25 protein-coding genes, 1 pseudogene and 1 riboswitch are annotated in these 26,995 nt (G+C 46.4%); of the genes and pseudogenes, 19 read left to right on the top strand and 7 right to left on the bottom strand.

Annotation, left to right across the window (positions count from 1 at the left end):
- Positions 1-49 precede the first annotated feature (49 nt).
- Entirely contained in the window at positions 50-994 is a 945-nt protein-coding gene (gene cyoE / locus HFD99_RS15290; protein ID WP_016819989.1) for a heme o synthase, read from the top strand.
- 84 nt (positions 995-1,078) lie between these two features.
- On the opposite strand, the gene HFD99_RS15285 is transcribed toward cyoE, so the two are convergent.
- The 3 genes and pseudogenes from HFD99_RS15285 to HFD99_RS15280 all read right to left on the bottom strand — a co-directional run bounded on the left by HFD99_RS15285 (position 1,079) and on the right by HFD99_RS15280 (position 3,005).
- Complete coding sequence (locus HFD99_RS15285; protein ID WP_016819990.1) at positions 1,079-1,420, bottom strand: toprim domain-containing protein; 342 nt, start codon at positions 1,418-1,420, stop codon at positions 1,079-1,081.
- A 166-nt stretch (positions 1,421-1,586) separates the two neighbouring features.
- Positions 1,587-1,655, bottom strand: a pseudogene (locus HFD99_RS25710) (YjcZ family sporulation protein); the annotation flags it as partial.
- Positions 1,656-1,835: 180 nt separating this feature from the next.
- The gene (locus HFD99_RS15280; RefSeq protein WP_016819992.1) at positions 1,836-3,005 is read right to left on the bottom strand and encodes an MFS transporter; all 1,170 of its coding nucleotides are present in this window, start codon (positions 3,003-3,005) and stop codon (positions 1,836-1,838) included.
- A 222-nt stretch (positions 3,006-3,227) separates the two neighbouring features.
- Between HFD99_RS15280 and HFD99_RS15275 the strand changes: the two genes are divergently transcribed.
- The 7 genes from HFD99_RS15275 (at position 3,228) to HFD99_RS15245 (ending at position 12,372) form a co-directional block, all read left to right on the top strand.
- Entirely contained in the window at positions 3,228-3,710 is a 483-nt protein-coding gene (locus HFD99_RS15275) for a hypothetical protein (protein WP_016819993.1), read from the top strand.
- A 16-nt stretch (positions 3,711-3,726) separates the two neighbouring features.
- The gene (locus HFD99_RS15270) at positions 3,727-4,878 is read left to right on the top strand and encodes a transglutaminase domain-containing protein (protein WP_016819994.1); all 1,152 of its coding nucleotides are present in this window, start codon (positions 3,727-3,729) and stop codon (positions 4,876-4,878) included.
- Positions 4,879-4,898: 20 nt separating this feature from the next.
- Positions 4,899-6,983 carry a peptidoglycan D,D-transpeptidase FtsI family protein gene (locus HFD99_RS15265; protein ID WP_016819995.1) on the top strand — a complete coding sequence of 695 codons (2,085 nt, stop codon included), beginning with the start codon at positions 4,899-4,901 and terminating at the stop codon, positions 6,981-6,983.
- A 182-nt stretch (positions 6,984-7,165) separates the two neighbouring features.
- Entirely contained in the window at positions 7,166-9,244 is a 2,079-nt protein-coding gene (locus tag HFD99_RS15260; RefSeq protein ID WP_016819996.1) for a peptidoglycan D,D-transpeptidase FtsI family protein, read from the top strand.
- A gap of 81 nt (positions 9,245-9,325) precedes the next feature.
- The gene (locus HFD99_RS15255) at positions 9,326-10,075 is read left to right on the top strand and encodes a Cof-type HAD-IIB family hydrolase (RefSeq protein WP_016819997.1); all 750 of its coding nucleotides are present in this window, start codon (positions 9,326-9,328) and stop codon (positions 10,073-10,075) included.
- A gap of 49 nt (positions 10,076-10,124) precedes the next feature.
- Positions 10,125-10,604 carry a DUF456 domain-containing protein gene (locus HFD99_RS15250; protein WP_016819998.1) on the top strand — a complete coding sequence of 160 codons (480 nt, stop codon included), beginning with the start codon at positions 10,125-10,127 and terminating at the stop codon, positions 10,602-10,604.
- Between the two features lie 133 nt (positions 10,605-10,737).
- Positions 10,738-12,372, top strand: a complete 1,635-nt coding sequence (locus tag HFD99_RS15245) for a putative polysaccharide biosynthesis protein (protein ID WP_016819999.1) — start codon at positions 10,738-10,740, stop codon at positions 12,370-12,372.
- Positions 12,373-12,389: 17 nt separating this feature from the next.
- On the opposite strand, the gene HFD99_RS15240 is transcribed toward HFD99_RS15245, so the two are convergent.
- The gene (locus HFD99_RS15240; RefSeq protein ID WP_016820000.1) at positions 12,390-13,679 is read right to left on the bottom strand and encodes a DUF2515 family protein; all 1,290 of its coding nucleotides are present in this window, start codon (positions 13,677-13,679) and stop codon (positions 12,390-12,392) included.
- 235 nt (positions 13,680-13,914) lie between these two features.
- Here HFD99_RS15240 and HFD99_RS15235 point away from each other — a divergent pair, with 235 nt between their 5' ends.
- The 8 genes from HFD99_RS15235 to HFD99_RS15200 all read left to right on the top strand — a co-directional run bounded on the left by HFD99_RS15235 (position 13,915) and on the right by HFD99_RS15200 (position 21,996).
- The gene (locus HFD99_RS15235) at positions 13,915-14,259 is read left to right on the top strand and encodes a thioredoxin family protein (protein ID WP_016820001.1); all 345 of its coding nucleotides are present in this window, start codon (positions 13,915-13,917) and stop codon (positions 14,257-14,259) included.
- Positions 14,260-14,474: 215 nt separating this feature from the next.
- On the top strand, positions 14,475-15,407 hold the full coding sequence (locus HFD99_RS15230; protein WP_016820002.1) for a COX15/CtaA family protein: 933 nt from the start codon (positions 14,475-14,477) through the stop codon (positions 15,405-15,407).
- A gap of 129 nt (positions 15,408-15,536) precedes the next feature.
- The gene (locus HFD99_RS15225) at positions 15,537-17,303 is read left to right on the top strand and encodes a UbiD family decarboxylase (RefSeq protein ID WP_016820003.1); all 1,767 of its coding nucleotides are present in this window, start codon (positions 15,537-15,539) and stop codon (positions 17,301-17,303) included.
- Positions 17,304-17,358: 55 nt separating this feature from the next.
- Positions 17,359-18,078: a Cthe_2314 family HEPN domain-containing protein gene (locus tag HFD99_RS15220; RefSeq protein ID WP_016820004.1), complete on the top strand. Its 720-nt coding sequence runs from the start codon at positions 17,359-17,361 to the stop codon at positions 18,076-18,078.
- Positions 18,079-18,208: 130 nt separating this feature from the next.
- Positions 18,209-18,347, top strand: a riboswitch (SAM riboswitch).
- A 136-nt stretch (positions 18,348-18,483) separates the two neighbouring features.
- A complete protein-coding gene (locus HFD99_RS15215; RefSeq protein ID WP_016820006.1) occupies positions 18,484-19,506 on the top strand; it encodes a methionine ABC transporter ATP-binding protein in 1,023 nt (340 codons plus the stop codon).
- The gene (locus tag HFD99_RS15210) at positions 19,503-20,171 is read left to right on the top strand and encodes a methionine ABC transporter permease (RefSeq protein WP_016820007.1); all 669 of its coding nucleotides are present in this window, start codon (positions 19,503-19,505) and stop codon (positions 20,169-20,171) included. The genes HFD99_RS15215 and HFD99_RS15210 overlap by 4 nt, the downstream gene beginning before the upstream one ends.
- A 74-nt stretch (positions 20,172-20,245) precedes the next feature.
- Entirely contained in the window at positions 20,246-21,088 is an 843-nt protein-coding gene (locus HFD99_RS15205) for a MetQ/NlpA family ABC transporter substrate-binding protein (RefSeq protein ID WP_016820008.1), read from the top strand.
- A gap of 143 nt (positions 21,089-21,231) precedes the next feature.
- Positions 21,232-21,996, top strand: a complete 765-nt coding sequence (locus HFD99_RS15200) for an SDR family oxidoreductase (protein ID WP_016820009.1) — start codon at positions 21,232-21,234, stop codon at positions 21,994-21,996.
- A gap of 91 nt (positions 21,997-22,087) precedes the next feature.
- Here the strand turns inward: HFD99_RS15200 and HFD99_RS15195 are convergent, their stop codons facing one another.
- Positions 22,088-22,333: a NifU family protein gene (locus HFD99_RS15195; RefSeq protein WP_013372910.1), complete on the bottom strand. Its 246-nt coding sequence runs from the start codon at positions 22,331-22,333 to the stop codon at positions 22,088-22,090.
- Positions 22,334-22,421: 88 nt separating this feature from the next.
- Between HFD99_RS15195 and HFD99_RS15190 the strand changes: the two genes are divergently transcribed.
- Complete coding sequence (locus HFD99_RS15190; protein WP_016820010.1) at positions 22,422-22,679, top strand: YuzB family protein; 258 nt, start codon at positions 22,422-22,424, stop codon at positions 22,677-22,679.
- A 116-nt stretch (positions 22,680-22,795) separates the two neighbouring features.
- On the opposite strand, the gene HFD99_RS15185 is transcribed toward HFD99_RS15190, so the two are convergent.
- Both HFD99_RS15185 and mqnE read right to left on the bottom strand, forming a co-directional pair.
- Positions 22,796-23,863, bottom strand: coding sequence for an NAD(P)/FAD-dependent oxidoreductase (locus HFD99_RS15185; RefSeq protein ID WP_016820011.1), 1,068 nt, complete (start codon positions 23,861-23,863; stop codon positions 22,796-22,798).
- Positions 23,864-24,065: 202 nt separating this feature from the next.
- Positions 24,066-25,172, bottom strand: coding sequence for an aminofutalosine synthase MqnE (mqnE, locus tag HFD99_RS15180; protein ID WP_016820012.1), 1,107 nt, complete (start codon positions 25,170-25,172; stop codon positions 24,066-24,068).
- Positions 25,173-25,543: 371 nt separating this feature from the next.
- Here mqnE and HFD99_RS15175 point away from each other — a divergent pair, with 371 nt between their 5' ends.
- Together HFD99_RS15175 and HFD99_RS15170 are read left to right on the top strand one after the other, a co-directional pair.
- On the top strand, positions 25,544-25,903 hold the full coding sequence (locus HFD99_RS15175) for a HesB/IscA family protein (protein WP_016820013.1): 360 nt from the start codon (positions 25,544-25,546) through the stop codon (positions 25,901-25,903).
- A 247-nt stretch (positions 25,904-26,150) separates the two neighbouring features.
- Positions 26,151-26,921 carry an S-layer homology domain-containing protein gene (locus HFD99_RS15170; RefSeq protein ID WP_123797618.1) on the top strand — a complete coding sequence of 257 codons (771 nt, stop codon included), beginning with the start codon at positions 26,151-26,153 and terminating at the stop codon, positions 26,919-26,921.
- Positions 26,922-26,995: the final 74 nt, after the last annotated feature.

Here is a 26,995-nt window from a genome sequence, read left to right as displayed (position 1 = left end):
GTTCAACTTACTCCCGAATTCATACATCTCTAAGGGGGAGTTACTCACAATGGATAATATTAGTTATAAGACTTCTTCGGATGCGGCTACCTATTCTGTAAAATCTAAACCACCCGGTAAGGCGGGAACTTGGAAAGATTTTATTACAGTTACCAAGCCAGGCATCCTTCGTACTAATCTGGTTGCAGCCTTCGGTGGTTTTTGGTTGGCATCGCAATGGGACGTTGACTATATAAAGTTAATTCTTACACTCTTAGGTACAATGCTGGTTATGGCGTCTTCTTGTGTCTTTAACAACTACTTTGACCGTGAGTTGGATTTGAAGATGGAGCGCACACGTAATCGCTCACTGCCAACAGGACGTCTGACCCCTACAACGGTGTTGTCATACGCTATTATTTTGGGTATTGTCGGATTGGCTGTTTTATTCTTCTTCTCTGGTGTGAAGGCAGGACTACTGGGCATATTGGGTATGTTTGTCTACGTTGGCATCTATACACTCTGGTTGAAACGTTCATCTACATGGAGTACATCCATTGGCGGTATTTCTGGGGCTATGCCTCCGGTAATTGGTTATGTGGCCGCATCGGGCCGTATTGACATGGGTGCTTGGCTCTTATTCGCACTACTGTTCTTATGGCAACCGCCTCACTTCTGGGCACTTGCCATTCGCAGAGTTGAGGAATATCGCGCAGCAGGATTTCCATTGCTGCCAGTCGTGAAAGGCATCCATCGGACTAAGATTCAGATGATTCCTTATATTGTGCTGCTGATCCCGGTACCCATCCTTATGTATGCTTATGGATATGCCGGTATGATTTTTATGATCGTGTCCGTGTTACTGTCCGTGCTTTGGGCGTTTTATGCCTTTAAAGGCTTTACGATTAAGAAAGAAGAAACGGATTCGTGGGCAAAAAAAGTATTTTTCTTTTCCATTAACCATTTGACACTCAGCTTCTTGCTGATGATCGTTGATACGGTTCATAAGTTCTAATACCAATCTTAGAAGCTGTACTATATAGAGCTGTCCAACAGGCATGAAATTGACCTGAGGACAGCTTTTTTGTTATTTGCAGGACTAAAGAAAAGGAGGGTATACAATGTATTCCTCAAGCCCTGCTTTTTCCAGCTGGGCAATTACATATTCATCTGGAGTACCTTCTACGCCTGCATAGCCTTTGCGTGTATACATATGAAGGGCATCCGGAAAAGCGTCTGCAAGCACACCTCTTATTTTTTTCCCTGAGCTGTCGTTGTCCATAAATAAAAATATTTCGTCATGCTTGGTCCGCTGGCGGAGGGATTCTAATTTTATTGAGTTTAGTGTGCCGAAGGTGCATAAAATGTTGACCTCCGGATCGAGTAATCGGCGGAGTTTACTGCGGTCATTTTTTCCTTCGACAATCACGGTTATCGCCATTTTGCTCACCCCTTGCTTGATGCCTGTGCTCGAAATTCCCCGGGAAATGAAAGAATATGTGTATAGTTTAGCTCTAAAAGGGGTTCTCATGCAAAAAACAACAAAACAGCCTGCCGTAAGTGGCAGGCATGGGTTACAAAGCCGGATGTTAGGGCTAATTAGAACATTAGAACCAGCAAGTACGAAGAATGATGACGAGCAGAATATAAAGAACAAGAATGGTACCAGTTGAAGTTCCAAAAACAGGGCAAGGGCTTACAGGATGACAGTGGCTCATGGGCTGCACCTCCCTTTGTATTGAATTGTTCAGTCAAATTAGTCTATGAGGAGCAGGGTATTAGGTACTGTGCGTAAGCCCTCTAGAACGTATTTTGGGCTTTAAAGGTAGCATTTCAGCATGGCCCCTTAGTTATAATTAGGAATGATAAGGACCCGAGGCAGACAGTGGTGGTGTAGGAGATAATCGCTGAACAGGAACGAATAGTAGACCAGTCATCAAAATTAGAAATGCGATAAAAAAAGGAGATATGTGATCCGGAAGCTGACCCGCCAGTACAGGCCCGGCAAAGGAGCCGATAGACGTTGCAATGGATTGTAGGGCAAAGGTTTTGCCCAATCGAGCCCCTCCGATTCGTATGAAAAGAGAGGCCAGCGCTGGAAAAATGATGCCTTTGGCTGTTCCCAAAATAAACAGGATGATGCCTATGGTCGCTTCAGGCGTGGTGGCGAGTGCGTAGAAGCTTAAAGACATCAGAATAATGCCGCAAATTAACCTTACCATCGGTGAATATTTGTTCAGAAAAAGCAAACTGAGCGTACAGAGTGCTCCCAAACTGATGATGGAAAAGAGCAATCCGGTGGACATCATGGACGCAGAACCGTTATTTCGTAATGGGATCTCGTAAAATAAAATGCCTTGTGCGCACGCCAAAACAAAAGGTAGAAGCAGATAACGCCAATTGAAGGGTAACCGCGTCTGTGCTGCCGACTGTGGAGCAGGTGTCGTATGACCATCAGATAATTGGGCCTGCGGAGCGGGTGCTTTTTTGGGTAAGGTGAAATAAGCCATAAGCCCCGTGATTACGAGAATGATACCAAGGGAGCTAAATGTCTCGCTAAAGCCAAAGCTGGCTACGATAAATGCGCCCGCAGCCGGAGATAGAACTGAAGCCAACGTATGGACAACACCATGTCCCGACATATATTTGCCCTGCGTAACCGGATGATCGGACAGTTGCGCCAGCATGGCCAGACAGGCTGGAGATAAAAAGGCCAACACATAACCACTAATCGCACGCAGAAAAAGCAATTCCCATGGTGTATGGATGTACGATTGAATGATCAGGATCAGGCCTGCAGCTGTCAGGCTGAACATAATATATCGGCGACTGCCGTGTTTGTCGACTTTGGGACCTGCCATCAAATTCCCTGGCAGGTGAGTCAGAGAGTAAATTCCCATCATCCAACCGATAAAGGTAGGAGCTGCCCCCAGAGAGATGGCGAATGGTGTCAAAATAGGATATTGTGCATGCAGATCAAAAAAGGCAATGAACAAGAAGAGATACAGCCAGAGGGCTGTTTTCATGTGATTGACCCCCTTTCCTAAATGTAAACTTTCATGTTACTTCGTATTGGCCCTTCCTAAGTTGTACGCTAGATTGGACGAACATAGACCACTTTGTATGGACAAGAATTGATTGACAAGGTATGTATAAGACCTAAGCTGACAGGACATTGCGTAATCATGTATAATTACAGAGACAATTTTGCAATTTGAATCATGTAGTTGGAAACGGGAGTGTAGCGAATGGATAAGAACGTCTGGTCAGAGTTTTTGGAACATAATTGGCAGATCGTTCAGGATAACTGGCTGTATATAGTGATTGGGCTTGTCCTATTGTTAGTCATATTGAAGATTGTAAGAACTCTCGTAAAATGGCTGATCGTCATTATTGTGATTGCAGGCTTGCTAGTCTACAGTGGTATTTCCTTTGAACAGGTTGGCAAGGTCGTGACTCAGGCAAAGGATGACGCAATTAACAAGGTTCAGAGCGAGGCTTTGAACATGATGATAAAAGAGGGGCAAAATGCCAAATACACCTCCAACGGAGATGGTACATTTACAGTGACCAGTTCCAACCTGGAAGTAAAAGGTCCGTTTGAGGGGGACAAGGTCAAGGTATGGTTTCAGGGAATGTCGCTGGGCGAATGGAGTATGAGTGACACAGTCAAGAAATATATCGAAAGCGCGAAAGACTTGGCTGCTGCACAGCCGCCACAGTCGCCGTAAAGACAGGAGGAACACAATGAATCCATCCTGGCTGGAGTCTATTCTTCATTGGAATGGCGTGACGGTGTTTCTGATCGCCATCGTAGTATTGTCGTTAATACAGGGGTGGAGGCGAGGAGCCTCCAGATCTGTAGGTGCGCTGTTTAGTCTCATTGTGGATGGCATACTCACTGTGGCGGGTATTTTGTGCTCGCTCGGGTTAGCGATGTGGCTTTCACCAAAGGTGCAGCAATGGCTGGCAGCTTACATGGAGCATTTGCCACAGCGAAAACTAAGTGGGATTGAGCAATTTTATTATACGCTTGTGGCGGGGATAGAGGGTTTTCCACTGCTGCGGTTCGCCGTATTGTTCATGCTCAGTTATGCTATCGCCCAGTTTATACTGCGTGCCATTTATGTGCTGATGGTAGGTGGCAAATCAGATTCCTCTCTCCATGAGCATCCCCAAAAATCGGGCTTTTTCAGCAGGGTGGCAGGGGCCGGCATAGGTACTCTTATTGGTGGAGCTCGCGCCATGATGATCATAGCCCTGCTGTTCATAGGCGTAAGTCTGTACCCAGACAGCGGGTTTAGCAGCTACGTACAAGCTTCGCCGATTTATAAGCAAGGTGCGCAATCGGTCATTGAGCCGTTGTCCGGGACTCTGATTAAGGATAAGCTCCCTGTATTTACGCAAGCTGTTACCAAGGAATTGAATGGTATCATGCAGCGCAAATACGAAATAATTGACCGAGACATTCCAAGCGATATCGTTCAGGCAGCGGCCAAGATTACAGAAGGGGCTAGCGGTGACGAGCAAAAAGCCAGAGCGTTGTATGAATGGGTAGGCACCCGCATTAGCTATGATTACAGTAAGGTGGAAGCCTATGAGCAACGTGGTGACTGGCATGAACAGACTCCCCGAGATACGTTTGATACACGTAAAGGAGTGTGCATTGATTATGCCCGCCTGTACTCAATGATGGCTCGTTCGCAGGGACTACAGGTCAAGGTAGTGACCGGGCTGGGATACAACGGACAGGGAGGATACGGGTCTCATGCCTGGAATGAGGTATATTTGAGCGGACAGCATCAGTGGGTACCGCTAGACCCGACCTGGGCACAAAGTGGAGACTGGTTTAACCCGCCCGGTTTTGCCCAAACACATATCAAGGATAAAGTGATTTAAGAAGGAGTGGAAAAGGGCACATGAGAAAGATGGACAACGAGCAAGGAAAAGACAATGAGACATCCGACCGAAAAAGATTTAGCTTCCGGATTAATCTGTTCTTTTTCAGCTCGTTCATTATATTTACAGTCATAATTGTAAGACTGGCGATACTTCAATTTGTAGATGGACCTCAGCTCAAGCAGCAGGAGGCCAGTAATGTTACTAAAAATGTACCACTTACGCCGATTCGCGGAACGATTTATGATTCAACCGGCCAGAACAGACTGGCGTATTCGACACCTGTACAATCGCTGTATATCACACTCTCCAAGAACTATAGTGACAGCTTGGAAGAAAAGCGTAATCCTGATAAAAAGCTGTTGCCTGAGCTGGAGAATATGACACAAAAGCTGGCGAATCGATTTGCTCAATACGGCGATAAAGATGAGCCGCAAATGACGGCAGAACAAATTATGGACGCTATGGATCGGAACTATCAACGATTTAGCGGTTTTACGCCGCGTCTGATTAAAACGAATCTTAATAAAGATGAAGTTGCCTATTTTATGCAGCATAAGAGTGAGTTTCCAGGCTTAGATGTCGTTGAAGAGACGGTACGTCATTACGATCCTGATACGGTAGCTGTTCAAGCGGTCGGTTATATTAAAAGCTACAAAAGTGCACGTGAAACGTTGGATAAATATAAGAATATTCAAAAATCCATGTCAGCTGAAAATGATCCTGGCCTCATTTATATGGATAACGAATCTGTTGGCTTTGATGGACTGGAATATCAATATCAGGAACAATTACGAGGGAAAAATGGCTATAAAACGGTTCCGATTGATCCGCGCAATATGCCGGAAGGTGTGGATTCTGTTACTCCTCCGCAAAAAGGGAACAACATTTATTCCACGATTAATAAAGAGATTCAGGTTAAAACAGAAGAAGCCATTACGGATCAATTGAGATGGCTCCATTCACACGCTGTGTCTGGCAAGACTCATCCTTATGCCAAAACAGGCTTCGCTGTAGCGATGGAAGTAGATACAGGAAATGTGGTAGCTATGGCTAGTATGCCGGATTACGATGCAAATTATTGGCAAACTGGAAATATATCCAATGATAACTATAAAAAAATTCAAAATGTATATTTAAATGGTACTATCCGCTCCTTTGGATCAGGTCAACCGGGCCAGCATCCAGAGTCAGTTGTCCTGCTCGGTTCCACCATTAAACCACTTTCAGTGTTAATAGGTCTGGAGGAAGGTTTATTCAGTACTTCATCTTACTACCAGGATACAGGAGCAGCCTATTTTGGGCGTAACAATTCTTCACGAGTACGGAACTCTTCTGGCCACGTGTATGGCGGGTTGGACCCGGCTTCTGCCATACGGCATTCCTCGAATGCATTTATGGTCGATATGGTAGGTAAGAGATTGTATAACAAATACATTAATAATGCCAAGGAAGATCAGGGTGTGAATGTATGGGACCGCTATATGAAGGAGTTTGGGCTAGGTGTGTCTACGGGTGTGGATTTACCAAGTGAATGGTCTGGTCGCAGAGAGTATGCTCATAATTCGAAAGAGTCCTCATTATCTAAACTGGCATATGCTTCTTTTGGTCAGCAGGGTAAATATACAACGCTTCAGCTTGCACAATATACAGCAGTATTGGCTACCAAGGGCAAACGGATGGAGCCCCATTTGGTCAGCCAAATTAAAGATACCAACGGCAATGTAGTTCAAACAATTAAACCGAAGGTGCTAAATGAAGTGAAATTTCCGGATGCCTACTGGAATGAAGTCATACGCGGGATGGCAACAGATGTCAGCGCATTTAAAGGTTTTCCGTATGACTTTGCTCGCAAAACGGGGACATCTCAGCAGAGTGTAGGCAGGGAACTGAAAGATAACGGGGTATTTATCGCCTTTGCACCGCGTCAGAATCCTAAACTTGCAGTAGCAGTTGTCATTCCTGAAGGAGGCTTCGGAGCTTGGAGCGCCGGACCTGTGGCACGTAAAATATTTGATGCTTACGACGAAGTGTACGGTTTGGACGGTGTTCCAAAGAAAAAGGACGCAGCGACAGCCGATCCTAATACAGCCAAACAGCCATAATCATTTTTATACAGATATTATTTCAGGTAAGCTTTCCTTAGCCATTGAGCTGAGGAAAGCTTTTTTGTGTTTTTTTATACGTTTTCTTACAAAATTGTCATCTTGGATTTCCTTGTTTCTTGTTTCAAATATGGTAGGATCAGGAATATGAGACCTATTGGAAGGAGTAATGATCAGCTAATATGGACAGAGGAAGTTTGGATAAAAAATTTTCATTCAAAAAGAAAATTGGTGAAGAGGACGAAGAAACGCGAAAACAGCGGACGGTTTTACGAACCAACCTACTGTTTTTTAGTGTTTTTGTGCTGTTTGCCCTGATCATTACCAGACTAGCTGTATGGCAGTTTATACAATCAGAGGAGCTGAAGGGCCAGCAGCAATCCATAAATACAAAAAATGTTCCGCTAACCCCGAGTCGCGGTACGATTTATGACTCCACGGGTAAGGTTAGACTGGCATATTCGACTCCAATGCAGTCCCTGTATGTGACTTTGCCTAAGGATTATAGCAAGCGTACGGAGAAAGGTCGCAAGCCGGGGGATAAGCTGCTCCCTGAGCTTAATGCTTTTGCTGGCAAACTTGCTAGCAAATTAAACGAGCTGGGGCATAGCGAAGGAGAGCGACTTGATGCAAAGGAAATTATACAACGACTCGACCCGGATTATATTCAATATAGGGGATTCACCCCACGTTTGGTCAAATCCAACCTGAGTCAGAAGGAAATCGCTTATTTTCTGGAGCATCGAACAGAGTTTCCAGGTGTAGAGGTTATAGAAGAAAGTGTACGCCATTATGACTCGGATCGAGTGGCAGTGCAAACGATTGGATATATGTACAAATTCAAAGGAGCTCGGGCGAACCGACCCAAATATAAAGAGTTGTATGAAGCCAATTCGGAGGTTCTAAGACCGGAACAAGTGTATTCGGAAAGCGAAATTGTCGGATATGATGGCTTGGAGCTTCAGTATCAAGACGAGTTAAGAGGGAAAAATGGCTATAAAACGGTAGAGGTTAACCCACGAAGCATGCCGGAGGGTATTAGATCCATTACACCTCCAGCGAAAGGTCATCATCTGTACTCTACCATTAACAAGGAAATTCAACAAAAAACTGAACAGGCGATTATGGATCAACTCCGCTGGCTTCGTACCCATGCCGTATCGGGTAAACTTCATCAGGATGCAACTACTGGCTTCGCTGTAGCGATGGAGGTAGAGACCGGACATATCGTAGCAATGGCCAGCATGCCGGACTATGACTCGAATGTATGGAAAACGGGAAGTGCGCCGCCTTCAGTGTATGACGATATTCAGCATAAAATGGGGAACGGAACGATTAAATCTGTACCTAGTGGAAAAGTGGGTCCGCACCCGGAATCCTCGGTTCTGCTGGGTTCAACCATTAAGCCGCTGACTGTGCTGATCGGGTTGAAGGAAAATCTGTTTTCGCCTGGACAAACATATCAGGATACAGGAAGTGCGTACTATGGAAAAAATCGCTCCAGCCGAGTCGGTAATTCAGGCGGACATGTGTATGGTTCACTAACACCTAGTAGGGCGATTGAGGTCTCGTCAAATACGTTCATGGTCGATATGATCGGCAAGCCGCTGTATGCCAAATACGGAAGTAATTCAGGAATGCATCAGGGAATTGATGTATGGGACAAGTATATGAAGCAATTTGGACTGGGTGTACCGACGGAAGTCGATCTGCCCGGTGAGTGGGCAGGCAGACTGGAATACACCAGTAAGCATGAAAGTGCACTGACACGTTTGGTACAGGCATCCTTTGGTCAGCAGGGGAAATATACAGCGATGCAGCTGGCCCAGTATACGACTGTACTGGCAACCAAGGGCAAGCGAATGCAGCCTCATCTAGTCAGTAAAATTGTGGATGACCAGGGGAATCTCGTACGTGAGTTTAAGCCGAAGGTGCTGAATGAGGTCGCTTTTTCAGATACGTACTGGAATACTGTGATTCGCGGCATGGCTACCGATGTTAAAGCCTTTAACGGATTTCCCTATGACTATGCCCGCAAAACGGGGACTTCTCAGCAGGTGGTGGGACGTACGGTTAAAGATAATGGGGTATTTATCGCTTTTGCTCCGCGTCAAAATCCGAAGCTGGCTGTAGCCGTGATCATCCCGGAGGGGGGCTTTGGTGCGACGAGCGCGGGACCCGTTGCGCGTAAAATATTTGATGCGTATGACGAAGTATACGGGCTTGATGGTATTCCCAAAAAGCCTCTGGCAGCGAATTAAGGACTTGAATACTTTTGTGGGCTTCTCTTTTTCATGGTAAAATGTCGTTGGACATAAGGGACAACAGGAGGAAGAGAGACCATGGGAGAAAACCAATATAAATACAAACTGCTTGCGCTCGACATGGATGGAACTTTACTGAACGATAATCATGAAATAAGCCTGGAAACGATTAATTGGATTAATAAGGCGATTCAGGAAGGGATTCATGTATGCTTGTCTACTGGACGTGCAGCGATGCATGCTTTACCTTACGGTCAGCAACTCGGCCTGGAGACGCCAATGGTAACTGTAAACGGCAGTGAAGTATGGAAATCACCTCACGAATTGTGGCGCCGCTATTTACTTGATAAGGAGCTTGTTCGCAAGATGCACCAGATTGCCGTAGAAACAGGCTCCTGGTTCTGGGCTTACTCAACCGAGGAGTTATACAACAGAGATCGTTGGCCGGACACATTGGACACACAGGAATGGCTCAAATTCGGTTATAATACGGAAAATGACGAAATTCGCCATCAAATTTTGCTCAAGCTTCAGGATATGGGGGGACTTGAAATTTCCAATTCTTCGATGACGAATCTGGAAATTAATCCGGCTGGTATATCCAAAGCCAGTGGCATCGCTGAAGTGTGCGACCTGCTCGGCATTACCATGGAGCAGGTGGTTGCCGTAGGTGATAGTTTGAATGACCTGGCTGTGATTCAAGCGGCTGGACTGGGTGTAGCGATGGGAAATGCTCAGGATACGGTAAAAGAAGCCGCTAATGTGGTTGTGGCTTCGAATAATGAGGACGGCATTGTAGAAGTGATTCGAGATTATGTGCTTGTGTAATAAAATGATGGTGCACAAGCAAGATGAATAGACGAGAAGGAGGAGGCCCATGGACGTTGTAGGTTGGATTGTTGTCATTGTACTGTTCATTGTGGGCATGGCGGGAGCGGTGTATCCCGTATTGCCGGGGGCGCTCGCCATTTATTTTGCATTTTTTGTATACGGCTGGTTTTTCTCGTTTGCTCAATACAATGCATTGTTTTGGATTATACAAACACTTATCGTCGTTGCCCTTTTTGTTGCGGATTATGCTGTGAATGCGTGGGGAGTTAAGCGATTTGGCGGCTCGCGTCTGTCAGCGATCCTTAGTACTGTGGGAATCATTATTGGCCCCTTTGTTATTCCAGCATTCGGTTTGATTTTGGGACCATTTATCGGTGCTGTGCTGGGTGAGCTGATTGGTAAAGCCCCGCTGGATCGAGCTATAAAAGTGGGCTTTGGCTCCGTCTTGGGCCTATTTACTAGCACCGTGATGAAAGTAATTTTGCAGCTTGCCATGATTATTGTATTCTTAATTTGGGTGTTTTAACCTGAGATTCGTTTATTATGATTTACAGAGACAGAATCGACATGCGGCTCCGCACCGGTGATGGCTCAGGCCATGACTGTTTTTCGCGGAGCTTTTGCATGCATGTGAACAGCAAGAAAGAAGGGAACGCATTTTGTCCAATAAAGAAACATTCCTTAAAGGTACGCTTATTTTAGCCGCTGCCGCTTTGGTGGCCAGAGTGCTTGGTCTGGTACAGCGCGTTCCATTGGAGCATTTGCTCGGCTCCGTGGGGAACGCCTCGTTTACCATTGCGAACAACGCTTATTTGATGCTGCTCACGGTTGCTACGGCCGGTATTCCTAGCACACTGAGTAAAATGGTTTCGGAACGCTACGCACTGGATCGGCCTGCGGAAGCGCGACGTGTGTATCGTGCGGCTTTGATATTCGCGGCCGTGGCGGGTATTATCATTACGGCGCTGCTGTATTTTGGAGCGCCTTATTTTGCCGAGCATGTAGCAGGGGTTCCGCAGTCTGCTTTGGCTATTCAGGCTTTGGCACCCGCTTTGCTGTTGTTTCCTGCTATTGCCATGATGCGTGGATACTTCCAAGGACGTGGTAATATGACCGCAGGCGGTATTTCACAAATTGTGGAGCAGGTCGCACGGGTAGCAACCGCAATTCTGCTCGCCTTTATTATTTTGAAGCTTGGCTATGGAGATCGTGAGGTTGCGGCGGGTGCCTCCTTTGGGGGTGTCATGGGAAGCCTCGGCGCTCTGGCGGTCATGTTGTATTACACGGTGAAACTGCGTCGTCAGGATCGCCAAGATCGTCAAGAGCAATTCCAAGAGGAAAGCTCCGCGTTACCGATGATGCGGATTTACAAAGATATTTTTAAGCTCTCTATTCCCATCGTATTGTCGTCTCTGACGGTTCCGGCGGTTAATTTTATTGATACGTCGATTGTAGTTAGACTGCTGTCTGGACAAGTGGGATTGGATCAGGCGACTACTCAGTTGGGTTATCTAGGCTCTAGGGCACAGAGTGTGGCAGGTATTCCTCCAATTTTGGCCATTGCACTCAGTCAATCGCTCATTCCGATCATTTCGGCGGCTTTTGCCCGTAAGGATGAACAGCATTTACAAAATCAGATGACGCTTGCCTTGCGTATCTCTATTCTGACCGGAATGCCGATTGTGCTGGCTTTATGTGTAACTGCATATTCTATTAATGGTCTGTTGTTCAGCTCGCTTGGAGGCAGCGGAATTATCGCTGTTTTGACACTCGGAACGATCTTCCAGATTACGATGATGACTTCTAATTCGATATTGATCGGTATGGGCAAGCCGCGTATTTCAATGGTCAATGTGATGGTTGGTATCGTCGTGAAGTTGGCAGCGAGCTGGCTGCTGGCTGGTTGGCTTGGAATTTACGGAATTATTGCCGCAACCGGATTATGTTTTCTCGTCATTACGTTGCTGAATTTGCGTGTGCTGAAAGGTATTGTTACTTTCTCAATCATGGGCCGTCGCTGGGCAGGCTTCCTAACCGCTGTCGTAGTCTCGGGAGCTATCGGGTACGGAGTAAATGAAGCCTGCATTTTGCTGGTACACCTGATGCCTGCGCGTGTAGCTTTCTTGATCGCGTGCTGTATTGCCGGAGCGGTTGTACTGGTATGCTACTTGGTATTGCTGGTTGTATTGCGCGTATTGCGCAGGGACGAGCTGGGCAACTATCCGCGTATGTTGCAGAAGGTATTGCGTCCGTTAATGCGCCTACAGCGTGAGTCCACTGGACAACGAAGCTAAAAGAATCCTTCCTCTGTTCAATGAAAGGACCTAAAGCTGTTATGAGCATCATGGGCCATTGCTGTTTTTTGAATGCCGTGGCGATGCTCATGGCGCATAGCAAATAACAGAGGCCGTCTTGGTTCACTGATATGCCCAAGTGTAGAACCGTCCTGAAACCAGTCATAACGGGGAATCGGATCATAGGCTGTATCTGACCAAACGGCGTTCAGTTCCGGGCTGTACAGACGTTGACTTGGCGGGAGCCATTCATGTGCTAAAAGCGTTGCACTCTCTTCTGGAGAGCGCAGCGCTTTTTGTTCATTCGGAGTGAACAGTCCCGGCCAATAGTCGCTGCGAGAACCGGTATGCGGCACGCTGGCAGCAAATGCGGATGCCTGATCCAGTACCTGCTGATGGCCAAATAACATAGCGTAGAGACTTTTGCCAAAGCCGATCCGCTCGTCCAGATGGCCGAAACGCTCCATGACAAGTCCGGCAAGGCCTCCGTTTAGCCCAAGCGGAAATATAACTTGATTGAGCTGAAGCCAGTCATGCAAATAAAAGCCCGGCTTGTGTGTCACAAATTTTTGAAAATACGGATCTTTCACGACACGTCCTTCAATATAGTTTTGTTCATTAATAATGAGCGCCACCGTCAAAAGAGAACTATCCCGCCAAGCCCAGAAACGTTCCCAAAAGGGCTTCATGAATGGCGAAACGTGAAAATAGGGCAACAAATGGAAGCAACTTCGTCCCAAATGACGGCTGTGCATGTAAAGCTGCAACTGTGGATAAGCGTCCTGAAAAATAAGGGCGTTACAGCGCTCAAGTAGTCGATACAGCCACTCCTTTTCCTGTTCGCCGAACAGGTCGCCAATGAGCTCTCCTTTCAGATCAGTCATATTATAGCCGCCATTACGAGAAACCAGATGGGCCAGTAATGCCCAGTGTAATTCCGGGTAGCCACGATAGCATTCAAGGTAAGCGGCAGTGCGCGTGATGTTGCTGCGATTCTCCTGTGCTGTATCGTTCTTGATCCGCTCCAGCAGCTCACAGTCTGTTTCGCATAAGGGCATATTAAGAGAAGAGGGACGCGTAGCGGGTCCGTTCACCAGCATTAATGCTTCAGCTTCATTCATGGCGGCTTGTGCCGAATGATAATCCCACGGCAGTTCACGTAAGGGATAGCGTAATTTACGGGATTCGGTCCAGGCCGCACGTTTGCCCTCCCATGCCTCCTCCGCAACACGCGGAACGGAGCTCAGTAGCTTGAGCCCTCCCTGAAGCTGTCGAGATGCCACATGGAGCCATTCGGTGAGAGACATGTTTAAATAACCTCCTTTCAAGTGCAGGCATCCCCGTATTCCACTAAGTATGTTGGGTATGCTGTTAGAATGTCGTCGCTTATGTGGATTCTTAAGTATATCTTTAGTATGCCTCAATGAGAGGGCTTCCAATCGGCATGTGAGCATAATAGGGGTGTGTGCAAAAGCTTCACTTGGCGTTACAATAGAAACTACAGGATTTCCTGCATAAAAGAAGTTCAAGGAGGAATTATGTATGCAAAAAATCGTCTCTCATGAAGACTTTAATAAGGCAATATCCACTTCAGGTGTAACGGTAGCTGTGTTTAAGGCGGACTGGTGCGGGGATTGTCATTTTATTGATCCGTTCATGCCTGATGTGGAACAACAATATGCAGACAAGCTTACATTAATTGAGATTGATGTAGAGCAGGCCGAAAGTGTCAGTCAAGAGCAAAATGTTCTAGGGATTCCCAGCTTTATCGCTTACAGTGAAGGGCGAGAACTGGTACGTCTGGTGAACAGGCTGCGTAAATCCCGCGAGGAAATCGAGCAGTTTTTGGACCGGGCTGTAGAAGTCCATGCTAACTTGGCAAAATAAATGATAAAGGTATGTATGAGGGCTCCGAAGGGAAACCTAATCATCACGATATACAGAAAGCCGCTTCCTTCCGAAGGAGGCGGCTTTCTTACGGACACGTTCACATTTTGTCAACAAAGCTCGTATGTCAAGGAACGATATATCAGTTATAATTACTTTAAGTGATCATTTCACAACATCTAAAGTGAATAAATATTATATTTGGAAGGATACGGGTGAATTCATTGAATAACAAAATCAGAATACTAAAATGGCTGGCACTCGTAACATGCATTGTCATGTTTTTGGCTACCTTCGGTGGAGGTGTCGTGACGCGAACGGATTCGGGTCTCGGCTGTGGACGAGAATTCCCGCTTTGTAATGGTAAGCTGGTTCCGGCACATACCATCGCATCCCTTATTGAGTTCTCTCATCGCTCCGTCAGTGCCATGGCTGGAATTCTTTCTATTGCCTCGTTTGTCGGCTTTTTGCTGTTTATGAAGCATCGGAAGGATTTACAGCTATTCTCGTTGCTCACGTTATTGTTTGTTATCATACAAGGTGCGATGGGGGCGTTGGCTGTCATCTTCTCCCAATCGGCTGCAGTCATGGGACTGCATTTTGGCTTTGCGCTTATCGCTTTTGCCAGTGCGACTATGATGACGCTGGGAGCCTGGCAGGAGCATGCGGATTCACGCTACACTCCACGTCTGATTCCTGGGCGTGTCAGTCGGGGCTATCGTAACTTTATATGGCTATCAACGATCTATACCTATATTGCTGTTTATTCAGGAGCGTTGCTTAGTCATTCGGTCATCCAGAAGGTTGTAAATATTGGGGGCTTCATATCTCCACTGCTGCTTCATCAGATTTCAGCCGGACTGCTGTTCGTCATTATTTTGGCTGTGGGTCACTACTCGTACCGTTATCACCCGAATCACCGGGATATTCGTACCCTAGGTGTCGTATCGGTCGTATTGATCATTCTTCAAGTAGTGATTGGCATTATCTTGCTGTACGTCAACAGACCTGAAATTTACATGTTTATCGTGCTGGGACATATGCTGGTGATTGCATCGTTGTTCTCCGTTTTGGCTTATCTGAGCTATCGTGTATGGCAATTGTCACCGGACCGCAAGCTTGTTCCGACCCAAGCACAGCGTACCTAAGCGTTTCGTAGATCATTATAAAACGTATTTTGCCCAAGAGGCGTTGAAACACGTATAATAACATCATAAGAAACAAACCAGGCCCACGAGTTTCTCGAGGGCTTGATTTGCTTAGGAGGAATCATCCAGTTGATCTACCAGAATTTGCGCCAATTTATTGAAGCGCTGCGAAAAGAAAATGATCTTAAAATTATAGAAGCACCTGTCGATCCTTATTTGGAGTTGGCTGAGATCCACCGAAGAGTCATTGAGGAAGAGGGCCCGGCACTGCTGTTTACCAATGTCAAAGGAACCCCGTTTCCTGTAGCCAGTAATTTGTTCGGCACGAATCGCCGTGTGGACATGGCTTTTGGCCCTCGTCCAGAGCAACTGATGGATGCAATTGTAGGTGCGACCAAGACGCTGCTTCCACCTACACCCAAAGCGTTGTGGAATGAACGTGGCCTGATTAAGGACATGCTAAAAGTAGGACTAAAAACAGTATCTCATAACGAAGCTCCTGTATTGGGCGTTCGCCGTACGGATGCTCCGCTGGCTCCGCTGCCTAGAGTAACCAGTTGGCACGAGGATGGAGGACCGTTCATTACGCTTCCGCTCGTGTATACCGAAAAGCCAGGCCATTCCAAGGACCATAATTTGGGGATGTATCGCATCCAGATTTATGATGATCAGACGACAGGGATTCATTGGCAAATCCATAAAGGCGGCGGCTTCCATTATCATGAGGCAGAGCTGCGTAATGAGCCGTTGCCTACGACGATCATCATCGGTGGCCCGCCTGCTCTGATTGCGTCTGCCATTGCTCCTGCCCCGGAAAACTTGCCAGAGCTGTTGCTGGCTTCTCTGATTATGGGGGGCAAGCTGCCCATGACAGAAGACCCGCTTGGAGGCCATCGCATTCCGGCAGAAGCCGAGTTTGCGATCAGCGGCTATGTGCCGCCTCATGAACGTCGCCCGGAAGGGCCGTTTGGCGATCATTTTGGCTATTACTCATTACAACATGATTTCCCTGTGTTTCATGTCAAACATATGCATCACCGCAAAGATGCCATTTATCCGGCAACCATTGTAGGTAAGCCACGGCAGGAAGACTACTATCTCGGCGAATTTTTGCAACGTCTGTTGTCGCCCGCCTATCCGCTTGTGATGCCTTCTGTCAAGTCGTTATGGGCATATGCAGAAACAGGTGTACATGCGCTGGCAGCGGCAGTCGTACGTGAAAGCTACTCCCGTGAAGCGCTGGTATCCGGCTTTACCATTCTGGGTCAAGGTCAATTGTCGTTGACCAAATTCCTGATGCTGACGGATCGGGTGATCGATTTATCCGACTTTAACCTGTTGCTAGAAACCATTTTGGAGCGATTTAATCCAGCCAGAGATTTGTTTATTTTTAACCATACGTCTCACGATACACTCGATTACACGGGCCGCAAGCTGAATCACGGCAGCAAGGCGATTCTGATGGGGGTAGGCGAGCCTGTGCGTGAATTGCCTCGCGTTTATGAAGGCGGCGATCTGCCGGGAATTCGTGAAATCGAACCCTATTGCGGAGGTTGCCTCGTTATATCCGGCTCGTCCTTTGAGCAGGAGCCTGAACTCGCTGCGCGTGTATTGGAGCGATTAGCTGCGGGTGAGCAAGAGTGGCCGCTTGTCTTTATCGTGGACGATGCCAAAGAAGTTGTTCGCTCCCAAGCCTCGTTCCTGTGGACGGTATTCACACGCTTTAACCCGGCTACAGATATGTACGCCGACAGCGAAGTACGTTTGCATCACCTGAACTATAAGCTGCCGATTATAGTGGATGCACGTATGAAGCCAGGCTACCCTGATGAGGTGCTACCGCGTGAGGATATAGTTAAGCTTGTAGATCAACGGTGGACGAGTTATTTCGCTTGACGCCTATTCAAGCATCTAACAGCCGGATTTTACAGATATGAAGGAGGCGTGAAGCATGATACGCAAGCTGTTGGGCGAGCCCCCACGTGAAAATCATGGCGTCCTGCTGGATGCCATGAATAGCATGTCAGACATGTTACATTTGCTGGAACGGCAAATTCAGGCCAGTGGTGATCCTACCCATGACTTTCGGAAGGCGGATATTTTAACACGTGGTCTGATGTCGTCTTTGGATGAACTGGAGCAGAGCCATCATGCTGCCGCCTTTTTCCGTATGAAAGTGAAAGCCGGATACGCTGAAGATATGAGCAAGGATGAAAAATCCGATTATGCTTTGTATGTTTTCTTTTATAAGGATGGGTTTGTGCGGGTATTCTCTATTTTGGATAAGCTTGGTAATTGGATGAATGATTTGTATGATTTAAAAACAGGGCAGTATAAGGCGCATTATTCGTATTTTACCGTGTTGAGACAGCTCAAGTATCTCAAAATGCATCCTGTATTGACTGATAATTTAAATGATATCAAGGACACATACAACGATGCCATCAATCGCCTGCGTAAGCGTCGAAATACGGAAATACACTATATGAACACGGAAATGCAGGATGATCTCTGGCAACGTCACCGTGCTTTATATGGCAAAATCCAACTGGAGGACCTTGATCACCATCTGGAAGATTTGCAGCAGGGCTTGGAAATGGTATGCCAGTCGCTATCAAACGCATTTTCTTATACTGCGAAACAATGGGAGAACCGGGCAGTGCGCCCATAATTATGACAGAAAATATCCTTTGACAAAGCAATGTAAACTATCTATACTGAAACCTAGTTTCAGAAAAATGCTTGAATTATTTTTTTTATATAAACTTAACGGACAGCTAAAGCTGGAGTTTAACATATTTTTCTTATCCAGAGAGGTGGAGGGACTGGCCCGATGAAGCCCGGCAACCCGTTCTTTCCCGGTGTAATGCACCGGGAGGGAACATATGGTGCTAATTCCTACAAAACCGCTAGAGTTATAGCGATTTTGGCAGATGAGAAAAGGTTCGCAAGGTGGGGCCCTTTTCATTCTGTGAAAGGGGCTCTTTTTTGTATAAATAAATAGTGATTTTATACAATCCCGAGAGATGACAACTGGTTAACAGGGTAAGAAAGAAGTGAAGGAGGTCGCAGCACGTTGATAGAGCTTAAGCAATTAACCAAGCATTATGGTAAAGGTAACCGACGCGTTAATGCGTTGTCCGGGTTGAACCTTTCTATAAAGCGTGGAGAAATATTCGGGGTGATTGGTCATTCCGGGGCGGGCAAAAGTACGTTGATCCGCTGTATTAATTTATTGGAACGCCCTACTTCAGGCGAAGTATGGGTAGATGGGGTTAACCTTGTGACTGTGAGTCAAGCCCAGTTACAGAAGCAACGCCGAAAAATCGGAATGATTTTTCAACATTTTAATTTGTTGTCTTCGGCGACAGTGTATGACAACATTGCATTTCCATTGCGGCTGGTAAATACCCCAAAGCAGGAGCTAGACAAGAAAGTTCGCGAGCTGCTGGAATTGGTGGGACTGAAAGAACACAGTGGAAAATATCCGTCACAGCTCTCAGGTGGACAGAAGCAGCGGGTAGGGATTGCACGGGCACTGGCTAGTGATCCGCATGTGCTGCTGTGTGACGAAGCGACGTCTGCGCTTGATCCGCAGACGACAGGGTCTATCCTGAAATTGCTGTTGGATATTAACCAGCGCTTTAATTTGACTATCGTATTGATTACTCATGAGATGCATGTCATTCAAAGTATATGTGATCGAGTTGGCGTCATTCATGAGGGCGATATCGTGGAGCAAGGTCCGGTGGCGGAAGTGTTTTTGAAGCCACAGCATCAGGTGACTAAGGATTTTATCCAGCGGGAGGCAGAACATCCTGAGGAATTACAAGCAGCGATTGCAGCAGCAGGTAGCGGCGAATCGGCACAGGTGGTACGTATCTCCTTCTTGGGCAGTAAAACTTATGATGCAATTCTATCGCGTACGGCTCGAAGTACAGGTGTTGATTTTGCAATCTTACAGGGCACCATCTCTACGATTAAAAACGTACCGTATGGACAGCTGATCGTTCGTTTTGAAGGAAACCATTCAGATATAGAACATACGCTGCGCGAAGTGTCAGGGCAAGGACTCGATGTGGAGGTGATCGGACAATGAGCGAACTTGATTTTTCGCAAGTGAGTTGGGAAGAGCTAGGGAATTCTACTCTGGAAACCCTTCAGATGCTCGGGGCATCTGCATTGTTCACCCTCGTTATTGGTTTGCCGCTCGGTATATTGTTGTTTCTGGCAAGCCGTTCCTCGTTGACTCTGATGAAGGTGATATACGTTGTATTATCTTTCGTCGTTAACATTTTGCGTTCCGTACCATTTATCATCTTGATCGTCGCACTTATTCCTTTTACACGATCGTTGGTAGGTACCTCGACCGGGGTGCTGGGAACCATTCCGCCATTGGTTATCGGGGCTGCTCCTTTCTTCGCACGTCTTGTCGAAACGTCACTACGTGAAGTGGACAAGGGTGTCATTGAAGCTGCACAAGCGATGGGGGCTTCGACAGGACAAATTATCCGGCGTGTGCTGTTACGTGAGGCACTGCCGGGCCTGCTCGCCGCATTAACCATTACCGTCGTTACACTCGTATCCTACACGGCAATGTCCGGTATGATCGGAGGCGGTGGACTGGGTACGCTGGCTATCAACTACGGCTATTATCGTTACGAAACGGCTGTAATGATTGTTGCGGTCGTGCTAATGGTCGTATTGGTACAACTGCTGCAAATGGCAGGAGATCGCCTCGTGCGGCATTATACTCGAAAATAGGGAAAACATATAGATATCCTTATTGATCAGGACGTCTGATCCTGAATATTACAAATTATTGGAGGGGTAACAACATGAAGAAATGGGTATTGGCTGTATTGAGCTTGACATTAATTGCGGTACTGGCTGCTTGCGGTACAAAGAGCACAACATCGGATACAAACAATGCGGCCGAAAATACAGGCGGGTCACCCCGTGAAGTCGAACTGAAAGTTGGAGCTTCTCCTGTGCCTCATGCGGAAATTTTGGAAGCAATCAAGCCTCAGTTGGAAAAAGAAGGGGTTCGTCTTCAAGTCGTTCAGTTTAACGACTATGTACAGCCGAACGTGCAATTGTTTGACAAGCAACTGGATGCTAACTTTTATCAACATGTACCTTACCTGAATGTGATGAATAAAGAGCGTAAAATGGATCTGGTTTCTGTTGGCGCGGTTCATCTGGAACCATTCGGTATCTACTCTCAAAAATATAAAAAGCTTGATGAACTTCCAGACGGTGCAACAGTAGCCATTCCGAACGATGCAACCAATGGAGGTCGTGCATTGCTGCTGTTGGAGAAACAAGGTCTGATCAAGCTGAAAGATGCTAGCAACATTGAAGCTACTGTAAAAGATATTACTGAAAATAAGAAAAACCTGAAGTTCAAGGAACTGGAAGCAGCTATGCTGCCACGTCAGTTGCCGGAAGTGGATATTGCGTTGATCAACACGAACTACGCTTTGGAAGCCAAGCTGAATCCGACCAAGGATGCATTGGCACTGGAAGACAAAGATTCACCATATGCTAACGTACTGGTAGCACGTCCTGATAATAAAGATTCCGAAGCGATCCAAAAACTGCTTAAAGCTTTGCAATCTCCAGAAACTAAAAAATTCATTGAAGACAAATATCAAGGCGCAATTATCCCTGCATTTTAAGCAGAAACTAAGAATGCGCTGAACGTAAACCCCAGCTTCTCTTGAACAAGAGGACTGGGGTTTCTTTTTGGTTGGAGTTGTAGGGATTGCTTAAATATTTTATACTTGGGGGTGACCGTTCTCTGTGAAGAGGAGGAAAACTGTTGAGAGACAAAGTCGCACTCATAACGGGTAGTGCCAAAGGTTTAGGTAAAATGACCGCTCTGCGTCTGGCTGATGAAGGTTGTGACATTGCCCTGAATTATGTCCATAGCCAGGCTGAAGCCGAAGCGCTTAAGCGGGTAATTGAGTCTAAGGGAGTACGCTGCCTGTCTTTACAAGCAGATATCTCGGTTCAGGAAGATATCACCAGGCTGATCGGTGAAGTGCAGGATCGGCTGGGCGGAGTCGATATTATGGTGAATAATGCCGGACCGTTCATCCGGGAACGCCGTCTGTTTGCGGATTACAGTGTGGCTGAGATTCATGCCATGATACAGGGGAATCTGGTCGGTACCATGTTGCTGGATCATTTGGTATTGCCGCACATGCGTAGCCAGCAATGGGGACGTATTATTCATTTTGGCTTTGGTCATGCTGGAGAAGCAAGGGCTTGGCCGCATCGCGCCGTCTACGCAGCTGCTAAGGTGGGGCTGGTGTCTTTTACGAAGTCACTGGCTGTAGAGGAAGCTCCCCATGGCATCACGGTCAATATGATCTGTCCCGGGGATATCCGAGGAGCGAACAAGGAAAAGTCGATTGCCGATGTCATCGGCATGCAGGATACAGAGACACCGCGTGGGCGTCCAGGAAGCGGAGAGGACATTGCGCGAGTGATCGCCTATTTGTGTGAGGAGCATTCGGATTTTATAACGGGTAATATTATGGATGTGTCCGGAGGATTGGACCCCATTCGGCCAACCATATAAGATCGAGAGATCCTTTAGACGTTGTAACACAAAAAAGAGTCTTGAGCTTCGTTACCGAAGTCAAGACTCTCTGATCATTATGCATCAAGCATTAGAATACTTGTACCACTTCTTGGACGCCTTCGACTTCTTCGAGAAGAGCGCGTTCAATCCCTGCCTTCAGCGTAATTGTAGAACTTGGGCAACTGCCGCAAGCGCCTACCAGCTTCAGCTTAACGATACCATCTTCAACGTCAACCAGCTCAACGTCACCGCCATCGCGTTGCAGGAACGGACGGAGCTTATCCAGTACGTCTGCTACTTCATCATACATTTGAACGCTTTGTGCTTCGCTCATTAGAATTCAACTCCTTTCCTATACCTTATTTATTATATTACAAAGCGGGCCAAATTAAAATGCCCGTCATCCAAAGCAGGTGAAAAAAATGTTAAGACCTATTATTGAATTTTGCACCAGTAATATGCATTTTGGTACCGATGAGATTATGTCCAAACTAGAACAGAACCCGGATTATGATGTGATTGAATACGGCTGCCTAAGCAATTGCGGTCAGTGTAACGCTGAGCCTTATGCGATGGTTAATGGTGAAATTGTATCCGCAGATTCAGCAGAGCTTCTGTACGAAGTGATTCTAAACAAAATTAAAGAAGCCGAAGCATGGGACAACCTGGATTTGGATTAAAAATAGAAGTCATCGGCAAGCAGCTTCCTCTTGTAGGAAATATGTATTATTCATAGATGTAACAACAAAGAAGACCTGCTCTGGAAGCAGGTCTTCTTTGTTTGTTGAGTATCCAATTAGCCAAAATGGCGTTTGGACTTCCAGAGCACACCGCTCTTAAGCAGACGCGGCACTCGTCCACGCAAAGAGGTACTGCCCATAAAGCCATAACCAAACCCGGCCTTCTTGCCAAGTGCACCTAATGTACCACGTAGCTTTAAAGGATGCGGGTGAGGCGTTTGTCCTTTCCACAGGTCGCGTACAATGTGGGCAATCTGCTCACCTTGCACCTCTGCCGCCTGAGCGCTTGGAGAGTAAGGAAGGCTCGCACAGTCTCCGACGACGTACACTTCAGGATGATCCGGTATTTGATAATATTCATTTAGCACGATGCGACCCTGAGGGTCTTTAGGAACTGCTAAATCCTGCACAATTTTAACGGGCTGAATCCCGGCTGTCCATACAACCGCATCGGTCATAATTTGCTCGTCACGGTTGTAAATAGCCCCTGGCTCAATGCGGGAAACCGCAACATGATTTAGTGCGTTCACATGATGCTCCTTGAACCAGGCATGTACATAAGCAGACAAACGTTGCGGAAATGCTGATAGCACCCGCTCGCCCCGATCCATAATCGTAATATTCAAATCCGCGCGGCTTTCACGTAACTCCGCAGCAATCTCGACCCCACTTAGACCGCCACCTACAATATGGACATGTCCATAAGGCTTGATTTCATTCAAGCGCAGATACGTTTGGCGGGTATGATTAAAGGATTGGATCGTACAGCTGTATTCTTCAGCTCCCGGTGTATTATGAAAACGGTCGGTACAACCTAGCGCGATGACAAGTTGGTCATAGGGCAAAGGATCACCATCTTGAAAATGAACCATTTTATTCTCAAGATCCATCGAAGTGACTTCTCCGTATTTGCGAATAAGGCGTTGTTCATCCGGAAAATGTACCCTCAAATCAAAATCAGATACGGTACCTGCCGCAAGGGCATAGTATTCTGTTTTCAGCCCCTGAAAGGGCATCCGATCCACTAAAATAACTTGAATATCGTCGGGAATGTGTTTATCCAGCAATTCTTTGGCAATGGTAAGGCCGCCATAGCCGCCCCCTAGAATAACGAAATTTTTCATCAAAATCCGCCGTCCTTTCGTTACCGTGTCCCCGGCAAATGGTCTGGTGTCTTGTCGATCTAGCACAAGTTTTGTTGTTGTAAAGCCCGGAAAGGGGCCTGCCTTTAGCAGACAGACCGACGTGTTCCGGGGCAGCTTGAGGCTGCTTGGTGTGAGTAATGGGGATAAAATGCACGCGGGAAATCTGAATCCGATGTTACACTTATTCGAAAACTTCGATTTCGTTATAGAAGGTGTCACGTTCTACAGGTATGCGTCCAGCACCTTTGACCAGCCAGATTAGCTCTTTGCGGGTCAATCCGGCAGGAGTCAACGCACCTGCGGCATGGCTGATCTGCTCGCGCACAATCGTGCCATGGACATCAGATGCGCCAAAGGTAAGAGCGACCTGCGTCAATTGCGGACCAATATTAATGAAGTAAGCTTTAACATGGTCGATATTGTCCAGCATCAAACGGCTGATCGCAATGGTTTTGAGATCCTCGTAAGCAGAGTTGCGGCGCATGATGTTGGCGTTTTTGCTTTTCGGCTGCATGGACAGTGGGATAAATACCATAAATCCATTTGTTTCATCCTGCAATTCACGAATTTGCAGCATGTGCTCAATACGATCCTGATAAGTTTCGACTGAACCGTACAGCATCGTCGTATGAGTTTTCATACCGAGATTGTGGGCCGTACGATGTACTTCAAGATAGCGGTCCACATTGGCTTTGGTAACACGCATCTTCTTCCGATATTCATCAGATAAGATTTCCGCGCCACCACCAGTCAGAGATTGAAGTCCTGCCTTTTGCAGCTCTTGAAGAACTTCTTTAACACTCAAACCGCTTATGCGTGTAAAAAAGTCAATTTCCGCTGCAGTGTATGCTTTCAGTGTAACGTTGGGATACTTTTCATTCAGTGCCTTCAATGAATCTACATAGTACTGGAAAGGCACATGATTATTATGACCGCCGACGATATGGAATTCTCTTACGCCTGGATGGATATGTTGCTCTACATAATCAATCATTTCCTGCCCAGACAACGTATAAGAGCCTTCCTCCCCCTGATCCTTGCGGAAATTGCAGAACGCGCAGCGCGCTTCGCATACATTGGTGAAGTACAGGCTCATGTTTTCGATAAAATAAACCTTTTTACCATTCTTGCGTAAATTAGCTTCGTTAGCCAACTGGCCCAGTGTGAGAATATCGTCAGTTTCATACAAATATATACCATCTTCGAGGTTCAAACGAATCCCGTTTTGTACCTTTTCTACAATTTCCGCCATTCTGCGGTCTGTAAAAGGTGTAACTAATGTGGACATGCCTATTCCTCCTTCAAGTTGCTCTGTGCGAGGCTGTCCGCCGAATTAGCGGCACAAGCGCTTGATGCGCACAGGATGTCCCGTTCCGTCGGTAAAATACGGCAGCGCGGATATACGATATGTGAAAAATGTTACAATGCCAGGCTACAATGATGGATGTCTCATAATTTCGCCTTTGAAATGACAAATTTCCGACAGTTTCTTTAACACACTCTTCACCTATTATAAACCTCACACCACTGGTGTTCAATACAAACGAGTAGAAAAAGAGGTGTTTAAGCCTGTAACGGAAGGACATTCCATGACTTGAGCACCTGCAAATAAGAGAGTATACTGAAGGGGAGCATGAAGTAAAAGAGGAGGATGGAGCTATGATTAACATCACCGATTCCGCTGCTGAACGCCTGAAAGAAATGCTGGAGCAGCAGGAAACGCCGAATATGTTTTTACGTCTGGGTGTTACGCCAGGTGGATGTACCGGATTTTCGTACGCCATGGGCTTTGACGACAACGAGACGGATCAGGATATATATATGAATGTACAGGATATGAAAGTAGTCGTGGAAAAGGATAGTATCCGCTATCTGGACGGTCTGGAAATCGACTTTGAAGAGTCTGGTATGTCTGGCGGTTTCACGATTCATAATCCGAATGCTGTAGCTACATGCGGCTGCGGTTCAAGCTTCCGTACAGCTACAGATGCAGGGAAACCAAGCGAAGAACCTTGTTAATTTTTCGAGTGGTGGTCTGAATTATCCTAAAGACATACATTTAGGTTACGGATAACGGCCTTTGTGACGAATTTTACTCGTTGCGAAGGTCGTTTTTGTGTTGTTTAAAGAGGATAGCTAAGCCCGTTACAACCTGTTAAGCAGTGTTTTTTGTTTATGTTCATCTTTTGCATAGGAAATACCGATATAACATTGAGTCTAGAGAACTATTTTCTACGTAAATTTACCTAAAGGAAGTGGAAAAAAGATGTTGAAAAAGAAATGGCTCATTACCCCTATGGTTGCGATGGTTCTGTTTTTTAGTCAATCCGCACTGGCGGCAAATACGTTTCCTGATGTGGACGGTACAAAATATGAATGGGCTGCCGAATCCATTCGTTCGATGGTCGACAAAGGTGTTGTCAGCGGCTATAAGGATGGGACATTCAAGCCAGGCAAAACCATAACAAAAGCGGAATTTGTCCATATGTTTCATAAACTTTTTCCAGAAATCAATTATTCAGCTGGTAAATCTTCAGAGTTTGTGGATGCGCGCAAGCACTGGGCGAATAAAGATTTTGCAGCCATATTCAATGGAGATTATGTTTGGCCGTTTGCTGAAAGTGTAGGGGCCGATTATCCAAACTATCAATTCTATGTCAAGCCCGACAAACCGCTGACCCGGTGGGATATGATGATGATTGCTTCAGTTCGAACAGACTATACTAATCAGACTCTTCATCCTGAGATTGCCGAAGTCATTTCCTCAGCTGCGCAGTACAACGATATCAAAGTTCGTAAGGCAAATTACAAAGACAATTTCTCTGCCTACTATCCGGTACTGTACATCGACCAAACGGGAGAAGAGTACTCCTATGATGGAGATTTCCAGGATCAAAAGGCAGAAGCATTCTACACCCTTACCAAGATGGGCGTCTTTACCGCTGACAATGGATACCTTCACCCAAGAACGCAGGTCACACGGGCCGAAGCTGTTACTGTTTTACAGCGTTTGTACGATGCCACAACCAAGAAGTGATTTAACAAGATTGTAAAAAGGAAGAGCGCTATCCCTAAAAAGGCTAGCGCTCTTTCACTTACGCCGTGTCATTT

It is taken from the genome of Paenibacillus sp. EKM301P (assembly GCF_011800295.1).
In the GTDB taxonomy this organism is placed as follows: domain Bacteria; phylum Bacillota; class Bacilli; order Paenibacillales; family Paenibacillaceae; genus Paenibacillus; species Paenibacillus polymyxa.
This window is presented reverse-complemented; position numbering and strand designations above follow the sequence as displayed.

Bases quoted from the DNA above. Each gene is read 5' to 3' on its own strand.
- cyoE (WP_016819989.1), top strand. From the start codon at position 50: ATGGATAATATTAGTTATAAGACTTCTTCGGATGCGGCTACCTATTCT.
- HFD99_RS15285 (WP_016819990.1), bottom strand. From the start codon at position 1,420: ATGGCGATAACCGTGATTGTCGAAGGAAAAAATGACCGCAGTAAACTC.
- HFD99_RS15280 (WP_016819992.1), bottom strand. From the start codon at position 3,005: ATGAAAACAGCCCTCTGGCTGTATCTCTTCTTGTTCATTGCCTTTTTT.
- HFD99_RS15275 (WP_016819993.1), top strand. From the start codon at position 3,228: ATGGATAAGAACGTCTGGTCAGAGTTTTTGGAACATAATTGGCAGATC.
- HFD99_RS15270 (WP_016819994.1), top strand. From the start codon at position 3,727: ATGAATCCATCCTGGCTGGAGTCTATTCTTCATTGGAATGGCGTGACG.
- HFD99_RS15265 (WP_016819995.1), top strand. From the start codon at position 4,899: ATGAGAAAGATGGACAACGAGCAAGGAAAAGACAATGAGACATCCGAC.
- HFD99_RS15260 (WP_016819996.1), top strand. From the start codon at position 7,166: ATGGACAGAGGAAGTTTGGATAAAAAATTTTCATTCAAAAAGAAAATT.
- HFD99_RS15255 (WP_016819997.1), top strand. From the start codon at position 9,326: ATGGGAGAAAACCAATATAAATACAAACTGCTTGCGCTCGACATGGAT.
- HFD99_RS15250 (WP_016819998.1), top strand. From the start codon at position 10,125: ATGGACGTTGTAGGTTGGATTGTTGTCATTGTACTGTTCATTGTGGGC.
- HFD99_RS15240 (WP_016820000.1), bottom strand. From the start codon at position 13,679: ATGTCTCTCACCGAATGGCTCCATGTGGCATCTCGACAGCTTCAGGGA.
- HFD99_RS15235 (WP_016820001.1), top strand. From the start codon at position 13,915: ATGCAAAAAATCGTCTCTCATGAAGACTTTAATAAGGCAATATCCACT.
- HFD99_RS15220 (WP_016820004.1), top strand. From the start codon at position 17,359: ATGATACGCAAGCTGTTGGGCGAGCCCCCACGTGAAAATCATGGCGTC.
- HFD99_RS15210 (WP_016820007.1), top strand. From the start codon at position 19,503: ATGAGCGAACTTGATTTTTCGCAAGTGAGTTGGGAAGAGCTAGGGAAT.
- HFD99_RS15205 (WP_016820008.1), top strand. From the start codon at position 20,246: ATGAAGAAATGGGTATTGGCTGTATTGAGCTTGACATTAATTGCGGTA.
- HFD99_RS15195 (WP_013372910.1), bottom strand. From the start codon at position 22,333: ATGAGCGAAGCACAAAGCGTTCAAATGTATGATGAAGTAGCAGACGTA.
- HFD99_RS15190 (WP_016820010.1), top strand. From the start codon at position 22,422: ATGTTAAGACCTATTATTGAATTTTGCACCAGTAATATGCATTTTGGT.
- HFD99_RS15185 (WP_016820011.1), bottom strand. From the start codon at position 23,863: ATGAAAAATTTCGTTATTCTAGGGGGCGGCTATGGCGGCCTTACCATT.
- mqnE (WP_016820012.1), bottom strand. From the start codon at position 25,172: ATGTCCACATTAGTTACACCTTTTACAGACCGCAGAATGGCGGAAATT.
- HFD99_RS15175 (WP_016820013.1), top strand. From the start codon at position 25,544: ATGATTAACATCACCGATTCCGCTGCTGAACGCCTGAAAGAAATGCTG.
- HFD99_RS15170 (WP_123797618.1), top strand. From the start codon at position 26,151: ATGTTGAAAAAGAAATGGCTCATTACCCCTATGGTTGCGATGGTTCTG.